At 63.4% G+C, this 15,347-nt stretch carries 16 protein-coding genes and 1 riboswitch; of the genes, 9 read left to right on the top strand and 7 right to left on the bottom strand.

The genetic code is table 11. From position 1 onward, the window contains the following. Window positions 1–176: 176 nt before the first annotated feature. Window positions 177–433: riboswitch (cobalamin riboswitch) on the top strand. 91 nt (window positions 434–524) lie between these two features. Genes ACUN0E_RS37435 through cobC form a run of 6 tightly spaced genes read left to right on the top strand, consistent with a single transcriptional unit; the run spans window position 525 to window position 6,850 of the window. Beyond that, on the top strand, window positions 525–2,420 hold the full coding sequence (locus ACUN0E_RS37435; RefSeq protein ID WP_445569764.1) for a TonB-dependent receptor domain-containing protein: 1,896 nt from the start codon (window positions 525–527) through the stop codon (window positions 2,418–2,420). Window positions 2,421–2,447: 27 nt separating this feature from the next. Further along, entirely contained in the window at window positions 2,448–3,503 is a 1,056-nt protein-coding gene (locus ACUN0E_RS37430) for a FecCD family ABC transporter permease (RefSeq protein WP_445569763.1), read from the top strand. Further along, window positions 3,500–4,339: an ABC transporter ATP-binding protein gene (locus ACUN0E_RS37425; protein WP_445569762.1), complete on the top strand. Its 840-nt coding sequence runs from the start codon at window positions 3,500–3,502 to the stop codon at window positions 4,337–4,339. Before ACUN0E_RS37430 ends, ACUN0E_RS37425 begins: the two co-directional genes overlap by 4 nt. A 37-nt stretch (window positions 4,340–4,376) precedes the next feature. Beyond that, complete coding sequence (gene cobT / locus ACUN0E_RS37420; RefSeq protein WP_445569761.1) at window positions 4,377–5,438, top strand: nicotinate-nucleotide--dimethylbenzimidazole phosphoribosyltransferase; 1,062 nt, start codon at window positions 4,377–4,379, stop codon at window positions 5,436–5,438. A gap of 60 nt (window positions 5,439–5,498) precedes the next feature. Beyond that, window positions 5,499–6,275, top strand: coding sequence for an adenosylcobinamide-GDP ribazoletransferase (locus ACUN0E_RS37415; RefSeq protein ID WP_445569760.1), 777 nt, complete (start codon window positions 5,499–5,501; stop codon window positions 6,273–6,275). Continuing rightward, window positions 6,260–6,850 (top strand): alpha-ribazole phosphatase, encoded by a 591-nt coding sequence (gene cobC, locus ACUN0E_RS37410; protein ID WP_408237486.1) that lies wholly within the window; start codon window positions 6,260–6,262, stop codon window positions 6,848–6,850. The genes ACUN0E_RS37415 and cobC overlap by 16 nt, the downstream gene beginning before the upstream one ends. A 12-nt stretch (window positions 6,851–6,862) precedes the next feature. On the opposite strand, the gene ACUN0E_RS37405 is transcribed toward cobC, so the two are convergent. From ACUN0E_RS37405 to cobU, 4 genes are read right to left on the bottom strand one after another with little or no spacing between them, the layout of a single operon-like run. Further along, the gene (locus tag ACUN0E_RS37405) at window positions 6,863–7,774 is read right to left on the bottom strand and encodes a cobalamin-binding protein (RefSeq protein ID WP_445569759.1); all 912 of its coding nucleotides are present in this window, start codon (window positions 7,772–7,774) and stop codon (window positions 6,863–6,865) included. Beyond that, entirely contained in the window at window positions 7,771–8,808 is a 1,038-nt protein-coding gene (gene cobD / locus ACUN0E_RS37400; RefSeq protein WP_445569758.1) for a threonine-phosphate decarboxylase CobD, read from the bottom strand. The genes ACUN0E_RS37405 and cobD overlap by 4 nt, the downstream gene beginning before the upstream one ends. Then, the gene (gene cbiB, locus ACUN0E_RS37395; protein WP_408394213.1) at window positions 8,801–9,736 is read right to left on the bottom strand and encodes an adenosylcobinamide-phosphate synthase CbiB; all 936 of its coding nucleotides are present in this window, start codon (window positions 9,734–9,736) and stop codon (window positions 8,801–8,803) included. The genes cobD and cbiB overlap by 8 nt, the downstream gene beginning before the upstream one ends. After that, a complete protein-coding gene (cobU, locus tag ACUN0E_RS37390; RefSeq protein WP_445569757.1) occupies window positions 9,736–10,290 on the bottom strand; it encodes a bifunctional adenosylcobinamide kinase/adenosylcobinamide-phosphate guanylyltransferase in 555 nt (184 codons plus the stop codon). The genes cbiB and cobU overlap by 1 nt, the downstream gene beginning before the upstream one ends. Window positions 10,291–10,519: 229 nt before the next feature. Between cobU and ACUN0E_RS37385 the strand changes: the two genes are divergently transcribed. Both ACUN0E_RS37385 and ACUN0E_RS37380 read left to right on the top strand, forming a co-directional pair. Further along, window positions 10,520–11,980, top strand: a complete 1,461-nt coding sequence (locus ACUN0E_RS37385; protein WP_445570586.1) for a cobyric acid synthase — start codon at window positions 10,520–10,522, stop codon at window positions 11,978–11,980. A 141-nt stretch (window positions 11,981–12,121) separates the two neighbouring features. Next, window positions 12,122–12,538, top strand: a complete 417-nt coding sequence (locus ACUN0E_RS37380) for a DoxX family protein (RefSeq protein WP_445569756.1) — start codon at window positions 12,122–12,124, stop codon at window positions 12,536–12,538. A 140-nt stretch (window positions 12,539–12,678) separates the two neighbouring features. Here the strand turns inward: ACUN0E_RS37380 and ACUN0E_RS37375 are convergent, their stop codons facing one another. Next, window positions 12,679–13,098, bottom strand: a complete 420-nt coding sequence (locus ACUN0E_RS37375) for a PaaI family thioesterase (RefSeq protein WP_445569755.1) — start codon at window positions 13,096–13,098, stop codon at window positions 12,679–12,681. A 211-nt stretch (window positions 13,099–13,309) separates the two neighbouring features. Between ACUN0E_RS37375 and ACUN0E_RS37370 the strand changes: the two genes are divergently transcribed. After that, a complete protein-coding gene (locus tag ACUN0E_RS37370) occupies window positions 13,310–13,948 on the top strand; it encodes a ParA family protein (protein ID WP_408237506.1) in 639 nt (212 codons plus the stop codon). 59 nt (window positions 13,949–14,007) lie between these two features. Here the strand turns inward: ACUN0E_RS37370 and panD are convergent, their stop codons facing one another. Together panD and panC are read right to left on the bottom strand one after the other, a co-directional pair. Continuing rightward, the gene (gene panD, locus ACUN0E_RS37365; protein WP_408394209.1) at window positions 14,008–14,394 is read right to left on the bottom strand and encodes an aspartate 1-decarboxylase; all 387 of its coding nucleotides are present in this window, start codon (window positions 14,392–14,394) and stop codon (window positions 14,008–14,010) included. A gap of 49 nt (window positions 14,395–14,443) precedes the next feature. Beyond that, window positions 14,444–15,277, bottom strand: a complete 834-nt coding sequence (gene panC, locus ACUN0E_RS37360) for a pantoate--beta-alanine ligase (RefSeq protein WP_445569754.1) — start codon at window positions 15,275–15,277, stop codon at window positions 14,444–14,446. Window positions 15,278–15,347: the final 70 nt, after the last annotated feature.

The raw sequence follows: 15,347 nt of genomic DNA, 5'->3' as shown, positions 1-15,347 counted from the left end.
GCGCGGAATGTCGCAGGTTCCGACAATTGTCTCGTTTCGAGACGTAACAACATCGCTTTGTGCAGGCTTTTATCGACCCTATGATGAAAAACGACTCGTGCATCGGACAATAACCTGCACATAACAGAACAGATTGCGCACGGATTAACCATTCTTGACGGACTGGAGGACCGCTCCTAAACTGGCCGCACTTTGGTGCCCGCGCGTGCTTTTCCATAGTGCGCGCAGTTAAACGGGAAGCAGGGTGCGCCGTTCGCCAGAACGCGCAAACCTGCGCTGCCCCCGCAACGGTAAGCGACCGCATACGTCATGCAGGTTGATCCTGATCGCGTGTTTGAAGCTGAACACGCGAGTGTGCCACTGCGCGTCACGCGTGGGAAGGCGGGATCGATGTGTCGCTAGCCCGGATACCGGCCAGAGGGAGAGGATCGCCCCCACGCAAACGTAAAACAGCGCGGGCGCCTCGTTACGCATCGGCCCGCGGGGAAGCGGGCCGCGCACGCTATCAACAGGAATGCCACCCCATGCTGTCCCCTATCGCTCGCGCGGCGTTGCTCGCCTTTGCGAGCCTGCCGCTCGTCGTGCACGCGCAAGCTGCGTCTTCTTCGTCGCCGTCTTCATCTTCTTCTGCCGATTCAGGGGCTGCCGGTTCGTCTCCCGCGGTGTTGTCGCCCGTTGTCGTAACCGCGGAGCGTGGACCGCAACCGCTCGCCGATGCGATCCCGCAGACCACGCTGTTCGATCAGCAGGACATCGCCGATACGACCGCAACCGATTTGCCCGGTCTGCTGCAACTCGCGCCCGGTGCGCAAATCTCGCGCACTGGAGGCCCGGGTTCCACCGCGAGCCTGTTTCTGCGCGGCGCATCGTCGACGCAATCGCTGTTGCTGATCGACGGCGTACGGGTCGATTCGGTGAGTCTCGGCGCGCCGCAACTCGCGCAGATTCCGCTCGACCAGATCGATCACGTCGAAGTCGTGAACGGCAACGTGTCCGCGCTCTACGGCTCCGGCGCGATCGGCGGCGTGGTACAGGTGTTCACGAAAGACGGCGGCGATCATCCGCCGCGCTTCAATTTTTCGGTGGGCTACGGCAGCTATCACACGCAGACGCAGCAGGTGGGCGTGAACGGCGCGCTGGATAAAGACGGCAACACGACCTTCAGCATCTCGCTTGCGCGCTCGAAAGACGACGGCTTCTCCTCGCTCAATCCGGCACAGGCGCCCAATGCGAATCCGAATGCGAACGGCTATCTGAACGAAAGCATCTCGGCTTCGCTGCGCCACAAGTTCAACGACAAATGGGACGCGGGCGTCACCTATCTCCAGTCGAACGGCAATAACAGCTACGACAACGCGTACGGCGTGCCGACCGATCTGAACAATCTGTATAGCAAAGTGCGGCAGGTGTCGGTGTTCGCAAACGGCAAGCTGACCGACTGGTGGACCACGCACTTTGTCGTTTCCGAAGGTGACGACCGCAGCGTGTCGAATACTAACGGCATCTACAACGGCCGCTTCGATACCGACAATCGCCAGTACACGTGGCAAAATGATTTCGCGCTCGCCGCGCAACAGAAACTGCAGGTCGGCTACGAGCATCTGGATCAGAGCCTCGACTCGGATACGTTTGCGGCGCCCGACCGGCATGTTGATTCGGCTTTTGTCGGCTATACGGGGCGCTTCGGGCGCAACCAGATTCAGGCCAATGTGCGGCACGATCAGTATTCCGATTTCGGCGGGGCGAACAGTTACTATCTCGGCTACGGCTTCGACGTCACCGAGCATTGGAAGGCGACTGCAAGCTATTCGGATTCGTTTCGCGCGCCGAGCTTCGACGATCTGTACTATCCGATCAGCGGCAATCCGTCGATCCAGCCGGAGCGCAGTCATTCGATCGAAGCAGCGTTGCAGTACGCGTCGCATGCGCTTGGCGTGATGCGTCTGAGCGCGTTTCAGACGCGTTATTCAAATCTGATCGACTACCAGCAGGTGACGCCCGGCATTTATCTGGCCGAGAACGTCGGCCGTGCGAAGGTGCAGGGGCTCGAAGGGTCGTGGAGCGGCCATGTCGGCAAGACGGATGTGCGCGCGTCGGTGACGCTGCAAAATCCGGTCGACCTCGATAGCGATACCGATCTCGTGCGGCGTGCACGGCGCTTCGCTTCGCTGGCGGTGAACCGCAGCATTGCGGGGTGGCGCGTCGGCGGCGAGTGGATCGTCAGCGGCGCCCGTGAAGATAGCAGCGGCACACTGGGCGGCTACGGTGTGGTGAATCTGTCGGCGCGCTACAACCTCACAAAGGCGTGGTACGTCGCCGCGCAAATCCAGAACCTGTTGAACAAGGACTATGAAACGGCCTATTCGTATAACTCGCCGCGGCGCGGTGCGTATGTCACGGTCGGCTGGCAGCAGCAGTGACGAACATACGTGCGTGAGAAGGCGCTGATGAACCGCAGCTCGAGCCCGATGCCTATCACCACGTTGCGCGTCATGAGCGCGAAGCGCGCAGCCGCGATCTGGCTCGCGCTCGCGGGAATCGCACTGGCTGTGCTGATGGCGTCGCTCGCGCTCGGCAGCGTGTCGCTGGCGCCGGCGCGCGTGCTGGCGGCGCTCGTTCCGTCGCACGGGGCGCATATCGAGTCCGCCGATCTCGCCAGTGAGATCGTGCGCAAGCTGCGCTTGCCGCGCGCGGTCGCGGGCTTCGCATGCGGCGCACTGCTTGCATTGGCGGGTGCGCTGCTGCAAGTGCTGTTGCGCAACCCCTTGGCCGAACCCTACGTGTTAGGCGTGTCGGGCGGCGCGGCGACGTTCGCGCTGGTCGCGATGATCGCCGGTTGCGCGTGGTGGATCGTCGATGCCAGCGCGTTCGCCGGCGCTTTCGTGTCGATCCTGCTGGTGCTTGGCCTTGCGCGCCACGAGTTGTGGCGCGGCGAGCCGCAGGACACGTCGCCGCGTTTGCTGCTGACCGGCGCGGTGATCGCGGCCGGTTGGGGCGCTGTCATTACCTTGCTGCTCAATCTCGCGCCGGACAATCGTCTGCGTGGCATGCTGTTCTGGCTGACCGGCGATCTGAACGGCGGCGCGATGCCGTGGACGGCGCTCGCCGCGCTCGTCGTCGTGCTGGTGGCAATCGTGCCCGCTGCGCCCCGTCTGAATGTGCTGCTGCGAGGCGACGCCGCCGCGCAGGCGCTGGGCGTCGCCGTGATGCCGCTGCGTTTGCGCGTGTACCTGGTGGCGTCGCTGGCGGCCGCCGCGGCGGTGACCACGGCGGGCACGATCGGTTTTGTCGGTCTGGTGGTGCCGCATATGCTGCGGCTCGCGTTCGGTAACGATCAGCGCATGCTGCTGCCCGCTGCGGCGCTCGGCGGCGGTGTCGCGGTGATGGGCGCGGATCTGATCGCGCGGACCGTGATTGCGCCGGCGCAATTGCCGGTCGGCGTGATCACGTCGATCGTCGGCGTGCCGGTGTTTTTGTGGATGCTGTTGCGCAGGCGCCGATGATGAACGCACACAACGCCCCGCATTCGGCGCTCAGCGCGCAACGCCTGACCTTGCGTGCGGGCATGCGCACCTTGCTCGACGCGTTCACGCATACGTTCTACGCAGGCGAGATCTGGTGTGTCGCCGGGCCCAACGGCGCGGGCAAGACGACCTTGCTATCCACGCTGGCTGGTCTGGCGCAACCCGCAGCGGGTCATGTCGAACTCGACGGCGTGCGTCTCGCCGACTGGCCGCCGTTGCCGCTCGCGCAGCGTCGCGCGCTGATGCCGCAAAATGCTGCGGACGCGTTCAGCGCGAGCGTGCTCGATATCGTGATGCTAAACCGCTTTCCCCATCTGACAGGCTGGGGTTGGGAAGGCGAGGGCGATCGTGCAGCCGCGCATGCCGCATTGGATGTATTGGGTCTCGCCACATTCGCTGCGCGCGACGTGCTGTCGCTTTCGGGCGGCGAACGGCAACGTGTCGCGCTGGCGGCGGTGTTGTGCCAGGAGGCACCGTTGTTGCTGCTCGACGAACCGCTCTCGCATCTGGACTTGCACCACCAGATCGACTGTCTCGAAGCCCTGAGCGCCTGGACGCACGAGCCTCGGCGTACAGTGGTGTTTTCGTGTCATGACCTGAACCTCGCGCGCCGCTTCGCGACGCATGCGCTGCTGCTCGATGGCAACGGTGGCGCGTATGCTGGACCGGTGCATGATGTGCTGACGCCCACGCTGACGAGCCGCGCGTTCGGCTATCCGCTGATTCTGATTCGCGACGGTGAGCATGAGGCGCTGATTCCCGCGCCGCGCTTGCGTCACGAATCGCCTGCGGGCTATGACACACCGGCAAGCTAACCGCTTCATCAAAACATTCTCTCTTTTAGAAACGTCTATGACTTCTTTGCCAGGTTTGTCGGGATTGACAGAAGTCGAACCGCTCGATCAAACGCTGCGTGCCGAACTGCAACACATCATCGATACCAAGACCAAGCCGCCCGGCAGTCTTGGGCGACTCGAGACGCTCGCGCGCCAGATGGGGTTGATCCAGCGGACGACGCACCCCACGGTCGAACGTCCGGCGATGATCGTGTTCGCCGGCGACCACGGTATCGCGCAGGAAGGCGTGAGTCCTTATCCGCAAGCCGTGACCGCGCAAATGGTCGCTAATTTTCTCGCGGGCGGCGCGGCGATCAATGCCTTGAGCCGCGTATCCGGCGTCGAGCTTGAAGTGGTCAACTCAGGCATTGCGACGCCGTTGCCGTCGACTGAAGGTCTTATCGACATTCCGGTTGCCGCCGGTACGCGCAACTTCGCACACGAACCCGCGATGACGCACGAACAGGCGCTTGCCGCGATGCAGGCAGGCGCGGCTCGCGTGCGGTATCACGCGGCGCTCGGCACCAATGTGATTGGCTTCGGCGAGATGGGCATTGCGAATACGTCGTCGGCGGCGTGTCTGATGAGTCGCCTGTGCGGCGTGCCGATCGATGAGTGCGTTGGCCGCGGGACCGGTCTCGACAACGCGGGGCTCGCGAAAAAACGCAACATACTCGCATCCGCGCTCACGCATCACGCCGTTTCCAACGATCCGCTCAACGTGCTCGCCACGTTCGGCGGCTTCGAAATTGCGATGATGACGGGCGCGTATCTTGCTGCCGCGCAAGCCCGTATGACAATCCTGGTCGACGGTTTCATCGGGACCTCGGCATTGCTGGTGGCCGATGCCTTCGCGCCGAAGGTGCGCGAATATTGCGTGTTCGCGCATGCGTCGAACGAGGCGGGGCATCGGCGCATGCTCGATCATTTCGGCGCGCTGCCGTTGCTCTCGCTCGATATGCGCCTCGGCGAAGGCACCGGCGCGGTGCTCGCGGTGCCGCTGCTGCGCGCGGCGGTGGCGTTCGTCAACGAAATGGCGAGCTTCGAATCGGCCGGCGTCGCGAATCGTGATGTGTGATCTGTCAAAGGCGCTGTCATGCAAAGTGCCGCCCTATAGAAGCATGTGCCTTGCTTGCTCATGAACCCGCTCGCTGAACTACGCTATTTCTTCACGGCGCTTGGCTATTTCACGCGCGTGCCGGTGCCGCGTTGGGTCGGCTTTGAGCCGCACTATCTGAATGCGGCGGCGCGCTATTTTCCGCTCGTCGGCCTATTGATCGGCGGGTTGAGCGCGCTGGTTTATCTCGCGGCGTTGCATGTCTTTCCAGCGGGCGTGGCGGTGTTGCTGTCAATGGCTGCGTCGCTTCTCGTGACCGGCGCGTTTCACGAGGACGGCCTCGCCGATTGCGTCGATGCGTTCGGTGGCGCCTATACGCGCGACGACGTGTTGCGCATCATGCATGATTCGCGCATTGGTGCTTTTGGCGCCATCGCGCTCGTGGTCGCACTCGCATTGAAGTGGCAAACGCTCGCCGCGTTACCGCCCGTGCGCGCCGCAAGCCTGATGATTGCTGCGCATGCGGCGAGCCGCGTGTTTGCAATCAGCTATCTGGCCACACTCGACTATGTGCGTGCCGAAGGCAAAGCCAAACCGGTTGCGCAGCGCTTGAGCGGTCCCGCGTTGCTCTGCGCGGCAGCGTTCGGTTTGCCATGGTTGTTCTGGCCGAACTGGCTCGATTCGCCGAATTGGCGCTTCGCTTGTGTGACGCTCGCCGTACTGGTCGCACTGCGCTTTGCATTGGGCCGCTATTTCGTCAGGCGCATCGGTGGCTACACCGGTGACTGCCTCGGCTTCGCGCAACAGATCTTTGAACTGAGCATCTACCTCGTGGGGCTCGCATGGATATCGTCCTGATTCGTCATCCTGCCGTCGCGCTCGATTCGGGTGTGTGCTACGGCCACAGCGACGTGGCGCTTGCCGAGGACGTCGAAATATCCGCGAGTGTCCTTGCACTGAAACTTGCGACCTTGCAGGTGCCGCCGCCGCGTGTGCTGATGTCGAGCCCGCTGACGCGTTGCGCGACGCTGGCAGCGGTCATGGCGAACGATTTTGGTTGCGCGCTCAGTCATGACGATCGTCTGAAGGAGATGGACTTTGGCGATTGGGAGCAGCAGCGCTGGGATGCGATCGATCGCGGCTTGCTCGATGATTGGGCGGCTAACTTCGAGCACGCGCGGGCGCATGGCGGCGAGAGCGTCGCGCAATTCGTCGCGCGGGTGCGGGCATGGTTCGACGCGTTCGCGTTGACGCGTGAGCTGTCGCCCGCGTATGTGGTTACGCATGCCGGGGTGATGCGGGTGATCGCGTCGCTGGTGCTGGACGTGCCGCTGGAACGCAGTCTGCGGTGGTCGCTGGAAATGACCGGGGTTGTGTGGTTGCGCAGGGATGAGGCGGCGCAGCAGTGGTCGTTGGTGAGGTGGAATGCGTGAGGGGTAGGGGCGTCACTGTGCGCCGCTCTTCCTCCGCGAGCGCGCCAGCTCCAGGTCTTCACACATCTGCTTCGCTCCTTGTGCAATACGCGGCGCTGGCCGGTTGATCAGATCGCCGTCGATGGCGAATAGATTGTTGTTCGCCACTGCCGTCAGACTCGGCCATGCGCGCCATGTGCCAAGTTGCGGCAAAGTCGTGTCCGGTTTGGTGGCGCCGGGCGCGGCGGTGACGATCGCTTCCGGATTCGCTGCGAGCACCGCTTCGGTCGAGACGGTCGGCGCCAGCGGTTCGAGTTTCGCAAACACGTTGCGGCCGCCGCATAGCGCAATCACGTCGCTCACCATATGTTCGCTGTTGAGCGTCATCAACGGTTGATCCCATACCTGATAGAACACGCTGACAGGCGCACGGCTCGCATACTGCGTGCGCAATCGCGCGATGTCCTGGCGATATGCGGCCGCCGCTGCATCGGCAGTCGGCGAAGTGCCGAGCAATTGCCCGAGCTTTATCAGCGACACGGCAACGTCATCGAGATGATGCGGTTCGCTGAAAAACAATGGCACATGCATTTCACGCAGGCGATCAAGTTGGCGCTGCGCATTGCCATGCCGCCACACGACGATCAGATCGGGCTTCAACGCGACAATCCGTTCGAGGTCGAGCGCCTTGTTGTCGCCGACGCGTGGCAGTTGCTTCGCTTCAGGCGGATAGTCGCTGTAAGACACGGCGCCGACCAGTTTCGCGCCGCCGCCCGCGGCGTAGAGCAATTCGGTGACGTGCGGCGCGAGACTGATGACGCGTTGTGCGGGCGCAGGCAAGGTGATTGTTGCGCCGGTGTCGTCAGTGACGGTGATGGTGGCGTGCGCGTGCAGCGTGCTCGCGCAAAGTGCTGCGGCGGTGGCGAAGCGGAGAAGTCGAATCATCGGACAGCCTCGCGCAAACCCGCTTCGAGGCGTGCCCATTCCGCGTCGCTCGCGGGCAGCCCGAAGCGCACACTGCCCGATGCCGCGAAGAGGCGTGTCCACACGCCGCGTTGTGCTAATGCCTCATGCAGGGCGGCGGCGCGTGCGTCGTCGGTCCATGCAAAGAGCGGCGTGCTTCGCGTGGCAAGACCTTGTGCACGCAGCAGATTCACCAGCCGGGCGCTTTCGGTATCGAGCCGCGTACGCATCTGCTGTTGCCACAATTCATCCTCAAATGCGGCTTTGACAGCATGACGAGCCGGACCGCTGACCGTCCACGCCCCAAGCGTACGACGCAATGCGTCGAGCAAAGACGGCGCACCGAGTACGAAGCCGGCGCGCACGCCGGCAAGCCCAAAGAATTTCCCCGGCGACCGCAACACGACCAGGCCATCGCGATCGGTGCTTGCCGCGAGCGAAGCCGAAGGCATCGTATCGGCAAAAGCTTCGTCGACCAGCAGCGTGCCGCCACGCGCGGCGAGTTGCGCATGCCAGTGCAGCAGCTTGCCGGCGCTCAGATGCTCCGCGGTCGGATTGTTCGGATTCACGACGACCACGTGCGTGAGCGTATCGGGCAAGGTGTCCCAGGACACATGCAGTGGCACGACCTCATGTCCGGCCCGCTCGAATGCGGGCGCATATTCGCTGTACGTGAGCGGCGCGATGCCCACCTGGGCGCGAGGCAGCAGTGAGGGCAGCGCGCGAATCGCCGCCTGGCTTCCCGCCACGGGCAGCACGTGCGCGGCATCGGGCGCGCCGTAATAGTGCGCGGCGCAGGCGGCAAAGCCGTCGCCTTCGTCGGGCAGGCGGCGCCAGGCATCGGCTGGAACCGGCGGCACCGGATAGCCGTGCGGATTGATGCCGGTCGACAGGTCGAGCCATTGCGCGTACGGAATGCCGTAACGCTCGGCCGCTTCGTGCAGATTGCCGCCGTGAACCATGGCGTTGAACGCGGTGCCGGCATCCGCTTTATGACCGGCCGTTCGATCAACCATGAAAGGGCACACTCAGCAAAGCCAGCACGATCAGCACCGCCAGCCAGAGAATGACTGTGCGTTCGACCAGCATCAATGCCGCCGTGACATGAGTGGCGTTCGCGGGGTGTCCGAAGCCCAGCGCCGGTCTGTGCTCAAGCTCACCGTGATACACCGCGGGCCCGCCAATCAGCACGTTCAAACTACCCGCGCCCGACGCCATCACCGGCCCGGCGTTCGGACTGTCCCAACGGGGTGCCTGTTCGCGCCAGCAACGTAGCGCGGTGCGTGTGTCGCCGAGCAGGGCGTAGCTCACTGCGGTGAGGCGCGCGGGAATCCAGTTGAGCACATCGTCGATCCGCGCGGCGGCCCAGCCGTAGCGCAAATAGCGCGGCGTGCGATAGCCCCACATGGCGTCGAGCGTGTTGGCCAGACGAAATCCCAGTGCGCCTGGACCGCCTGCAATCGCGAACCAGAACAGTGCGCCGAAAATCGCGTCGTTACCGTTTTCCAGTGCCGATTCGACGGCGGCGCGCGACAGCGCCGCTTCGTCGGCATGAGCGGTTTCGCGCGACACGATGCGCGCGGTCAAGAGGCGTGCTTGCGCCAGGTCGCGTTTCGCCAGTGCCTGTGCGATCGGCGCAATGTGATCGTGCAGACTGCGTGCGCCGAGGGCGAACCAGAGCAACACGACATGCACTGCGCAGGCCGCAAAAAACGGCAGCACGGCGACCAGCCACCAGGCGATCAGCACAGGCGGCATGACCGCCAGCGACCACGCGAGCAGCCCCTTGACCCGTAAGCGCCGGCCGGTGTTATAGCGTGCTTCGAGGCGCTTCGCCCATTTGCCGAAACCGACTAATGGATGCGCGGTGCGCGGCTCACCGAGCCAACGGTCAACGGCGACGCCCGCCGTTGCCAGCGTAACGATCAGCGGGAGCGACAGCATCACGCGCTGCCCGCTGTTTTCAGGGCGAGCGGCAGGCCCGCGACCATCATCGTGACCTGGGTGCTCAACGCGGCGATGCGCTGATTGAGCCGCCCGAGTTCGTCGACATAGAGGCGCGTCTCCGCGCCGAGCGGCACTACGCCGAGGCCAATTTCGTTGCTGACCACGATGATCTTGCCTTTGGCGTTGATGAGCGCCGCTTCGAAAGCGGCAAAGTGCACCTGATAGTGATCGACGGGCAAGCCGTCGCCGTCCGGCGGGCACAGCAGGTTGGCGAGCCACAGCGTCAGGCAGTCGATCAGAATGCAATGGTCTGGCGCGTCGATTTGCGTCACGATGCCGGCGAGATCGACACCTGCTTCCTGCAACTGCCAATGCGCCGGACGCCGCTCGCGATGATGCGCGATGCGCGCGCTGAATTCGGCGTCGTCGGCCACGCGTGCGGTGGCGATGTATGTGACGGGAAGGGCGCTGCTGTTCGCCAGTTGTTCGGCGTGCACGCTCTTGCCCGAACGGGCGCCGCCGAGAACGAAGGTGAGGTCGGGGGGAATCATCGCGTGATTGTACCGGCGTGCAGCGCGTGCCGGCACGATGGGATAATGCCGCGTTCAATTCGCCGCTTTGAGGTTTCGCTGCGGTACGGTGCTGTTGCGTATCGCGGCGTCGTTGCCGCCTGGTTGTTGCTGAGTTGCCACTTCATTGCCCATTCACCGCCGAGCCAGACATTCCGTGACCACGACTTCGACCCCGCATGACGCCGTACCTGTGCCGCGCGGCACGCTGATGATTCAGGGGACCACGTCCGATGCGGGCAAGAGCACGCTCGTCGCGGGTTTGTGCCGGCTGGCGCGGCGCGCCGGCGTGCGGGTCGCGCCGTTCAAGCCGCAGAACATGGCGCTCAATAGCGCGGTGACGATCGACGGCGGCGAGATCGGTCGCGCGCAGGCTTTGCAGGCGGTGGCCGCGGGCATCGCCGCGCATACCGACCTGAACCCCGTGCTGCTCAAGCCGACGAGCGACCGTGGCGCGCAAGTGATCATCCACGGCAAGGCGCGCATGAATCTCGATGCACGCGCGTATCACGACTACAAGCCGGTCGCCTTCGAGGCCGTGCTGGAATCGTATGCGCGTCTGCAGGCGGCGTACGACACGATTTTCGTCGAAGGCGCGGGCAGTCCCGCCGAGATCAATCTGCGCGACCGCGATATCGCCAACATGGGTTTTGCTGAAGCGGTCGACTGTCCGGTCGTGCTGGTGGCCGACATCGACCGTGGCGGGGTGTTCGCGCATTTGACCGGTACGCTCGCGTGTCTGTCGGACAGCGAGCAGGCGCGTGTGCGCGGCTTCATCATCAACCGCTTTCGCGGCGACGTCAGTCTGCTGAAGCCCGGGCTCGACTGGCTCGAAGCGAAAACCGGCAAACCGGTGCTCGGCGTGGTGCCTTACCTGCACGGTCTGACGCTCGACGCCGAAGACATGCTGCCCCCCGAACTGCGCGCCGCGCAAAGCAGCGATACGGGCCGGATGTTGCGGGTGATCGTGCCGGTGTTGCCGCACATCAGCAATCACACCGATTTCGACGCGCTGCGCGCGCATCCGCAGGTCGATTTTCATTACGTGCGAAGCGGCACGCCGCCTCCGCCCGCCGATCTGATCATCCTGCCTGGGTCGAAGAACGTGCCGGGCGATCTGGCTTTTCTGCGTGCGCAAGGCTGGGATGAGGTGTTGCAACGGCATTTACGTTACGGCGGCCGCGTTATCGGGATTTGCGGCGGCATGCAGATGCTCGGACGCGAAGTGGCCGATCCGTACGGCATGGAAGGTGCGCCCGGAACGAGTGCGGGCCTTGGCTGGCTCGATTACTCGACAGTACTGACGCGCAAAAAAACGCTCAGGAATGTGACGGGGCGCCTCGCGTTGCCCGGTTCGCCCGAGGTTGCCGGCTACGAGATTCACATGGGAGAGACGCAAGGTCCGGCGTTGAGCGCGCCCGCGCTGGAATTGGGCGTTGCGCCAGACGCTTATCCCGACGGCGCGATCTCGGCTGATGGCCAAATCCTCGCCACCTATGTGCACGGTCTGCTCGACACGCCGGCCGCATGCGCCGCACTGCTGGCGTGGGCGGGCTTAAGCGACGCCGAGAAGATCGACTACCCGGCGCTGCGTGAGGCGTCGCTGGATCGTCTTGCCGACACGCTCGCCGAGCATCTTGATCTCGCGAAGCTTTTTGCTGCAATTGGCTGACGAAGATCAATCGGACGATAGTGATTAAATCTTGCTGGGAAATAATCAAAGCCTGAACGGCGGTTTTTCGTCTCATATGGTTCGAATACAGTCCTGACATCGTCGGCCGACGCGGGCCGTCTTTCTCGTAAAGGACTCGTCATGAACTCGAACCGCTTAGCCGATCTGGCTGCCTTGATTCTTCGTCTGGCCCTGGGTGTCCTGTATCTCGCACACAGCTTGCAGAAGATTTTTGTTTTTACGCTGCCGGGAACGGCGCAGTTTTTCGTCTCGCTCGGCTTGCCGGGATGGCTCGGCTATGTGACGACGTTCGTCGAACTCATCGGCGGTATCGCGTTGCTGCTTGGCGTGCGGGTCCGCTGGGTCGCGCTGACGCTGCTGCCGTTCATGCTTGGCGCGATGTCGGCGCATTTGCATAACGGTTGGGGGTTCGCGTCGCCGAACGGCGGCTGGGAATATCCGGCTTTCTGGGCGGTGACTTTGGCCGTGCAGTCGCTGCTCGGCGGCGGCGCGCTGGCGCTGGGCGGTGCGAAGATGCCGCGTGCCGTGGCGGCCTGATCAGGTCACTCCGGGACGCCGGCATCCCATCTCACCGGATAACAAAAAAGCACGCGCCGTAAGGCCGCGTGCTTTTTTATGGCCTGAGCCAAGGCGCTTCGGACATTTCGAGTCCTTCGCCGCGCCCCCGCGTCACTCAGTCAATACAACACGATCTGCGTGCAGCGAAACAACGCCATCGTCTTGCCGTTCGGATCGGTGACGGTGGCATCCCACACCTGCGTGCTGCGGCCCAGATGCACGGCCTTGGCGACCGCGCGGATCGTGCCTTCTGTCGCCGTGCCGACAAAATTGCTTTTCAGCTCGACGGTTGTGAAATTGCGCGCCGTCTCGGGCAGGTGGGCGAGGCATGCATAGCCGCAGGCCGTATCGGCGAGGCCAATCACGGTGGCGGCATGCAAAAAACCGTTCGGCGCGAGCAATTCGTCGCGCACGGTCAATTCCGCAGTCAAGGTGCCTTGCTCCAGCGTCAGAACATGCACGCCCAGCAAGCCGGGCAACTTGCCCTTCTGACGTTCATGCAGGCGCTCGATGGTGTATTCCGGGCGGAGTTTGCTCATGAGATTCGGGTCCTCGATGGAAAAAACAGGGGTGTTGGGCAGCTAATTAGCCGTTTGGGGGCTTCGACCCCGGTGCATTTGCCGATATTATCAACGGCTGGATCGGCGGGTGAACCTGAAACCGGCACGGATCAGGACACATCGGCGCAAGTCAGAGCAAACTGCGCGGCAAACCGGCTGGCGGCGCCCAGCCTTCTTTCCGGGAGAATTCATGACGGTGATCGTGGTGGCGAATCCGAAGGGCGGCGTGGGTAAAAGCACGCTGTCCACCAATCTGGCCGGCTATTTCGCGTCGCTCGGGGAATGGGTCGCGCTGGCGGACCTCGACAAACAGCAGTCCTCACACGCGTGGCTGTCACTGCGGCCCCCTGCGCTGCCGCCCATCGAGATCTGGGAGGTCGATCCGGAAAATCCCGTCAAACCGCCCAGAGGTCTGGAGCACTCGGTCATCGACACGCCGGCCGGATTGCACGGCAACCGCCTGAATATCGCGCTGGATCTGGCCGACAAGGTGATCGTGCCGCTGCAGCCGTCGATGTTCGATATTCTCGCGACCCAGGAATTCCTCGAGCGGCTGGCGAAGGAGAAGGCGGTCAGGAAAGGCACGATCGAGATCGGTGTCGTGGGTATGCGCGTCGACGCCCGCACGCGCTCAGCGGAGCAACTGCACCGCTTTGTCGAGGGATTGAAGCTGCCCGTGTTGGGTTACCTGCGCGACACGCAGAATTACGTGCAGCTGGCGGCGCACGGCCTGACCTTGTGGGACGTGGCGAAAAGCCGCGTGGAGAAGGATCTGGAGCAGTGGCAGCCGATCATCCAATGGACCAACGGCGCCAGCAAGAAGGCGTGATGTGAATCAGCAGGCGGCGTGGCCGCCCGCCGCATGGAACCGTGCGGCGAAAGGCCGGCTCAGGTCCAGTTCTGGGTCGGCACGTGATCGCGGCTGCCCTTGATCTTGTTGTTGTCGTCGACGAACACCAGATCCGGCTTCCAGCCTGCCTTCAGTTCCGCTTCGTCGACCACTGCGAACGCCGCGATGATCACCAGATCGCCCAACTGCGCGCGCCGCGCGGCTGAACCGTTCAGCGAAATCATGCCGCTGCCGCGTTCGCCCTTGATCGCGTACGTCGAGAAACGCTCGCCGTTGTTGATGTTCCAGATGTCGATCCGTTCGTTTTCGACGATGTTCGAGGCTTCGAGCAAGTCCTCGTCGATTGCGCACGAGCCTTCGTAGTGCAGTTCACAGTGCGTGACCGCGACGCGATGGATTTTCGACTTCAGCATGTTGCGTTGCATGACCAATCCCTTGTGCTTCTGACGCGTGTTTGCGCAGCCTAAGACTGCTTCAGATTTCGAGGTTGTCGATGAGACGAGTGGTGCCGAGCTTGGCGGCGGCCAGCACGACTAACTCTGCGTTCGCGTCTTGCGGATTCGGCGGCAGCAGATTCGAACGCTTGCGCACGGCGATGTAATCAGGTTGCCAGCCGCGCGCGGCCAGTGCCCCCATTGCCGCCTGTTCGAGTTTTGCGAAGTCGCGATCGCCGGTGAGCACCGCATCGCGCACACGATTGAGCTCGGCGGCCAGCATCGGCGCCTCGGCACGCTCTGCCGTCTGCAGAAAGCGGTTGCGTGAACTGAGCGCGAGGCCGTCGGCGTCACGCACGGTTTCCGCGGCAATGATGTCGGTCGGTAGCGCGAACTGGTGGCACATGCTGCGTACGATCATCAACTGCTGATAATCCTTCTTGCCGAACACCGCGACCCGCGGCTGCACGCACGACATCAGCTTCATCACCACCGTGCACACACCCTGGAAGAAACCAGGCCGGAATTCGCCTTCGAGAATGTCGCCCAGATCGTGCGGCGGATGCACGCGGTACTCCTGCGGCTCCGGATACAGATCCCGTTCCGTCGGCGCGAACAGCACATAGACGCCTTCTTTCTGAAGCTTGTCGATGTCAGCTTCGAGCGTGCGTGGGTATTTGTCGAAATCTTCGTTCGGGCCGAACTGCAAGCGGTTGACGAAGATACTCGCCACCACCGGATCGCCGTGCTGGCGCGCCAGGCGCATCAGCGACAGATGGCCCTCGTGCAGATTTCCCATGGTCGGCACAAAGGCGGTGCGATTCTGGCCGCGCAACTGGTCGCGCAATTCATGGATCGAGCTGATGACTTTCATGATCGGACAGGGAATTCCTCGCGCGGCGCGAGACCCGGTTGACGCAAAAACTCAGGTTTTCGCGTGGCCC

The organism is Paraburkholderia sp. D1E, from assembly GCF_052682275.1.
The sequence above is the reverse complement of the archived record's forward strand: the minus strand, read 5'-3'. Positions and strand labels throughout refer to the sequence as shown.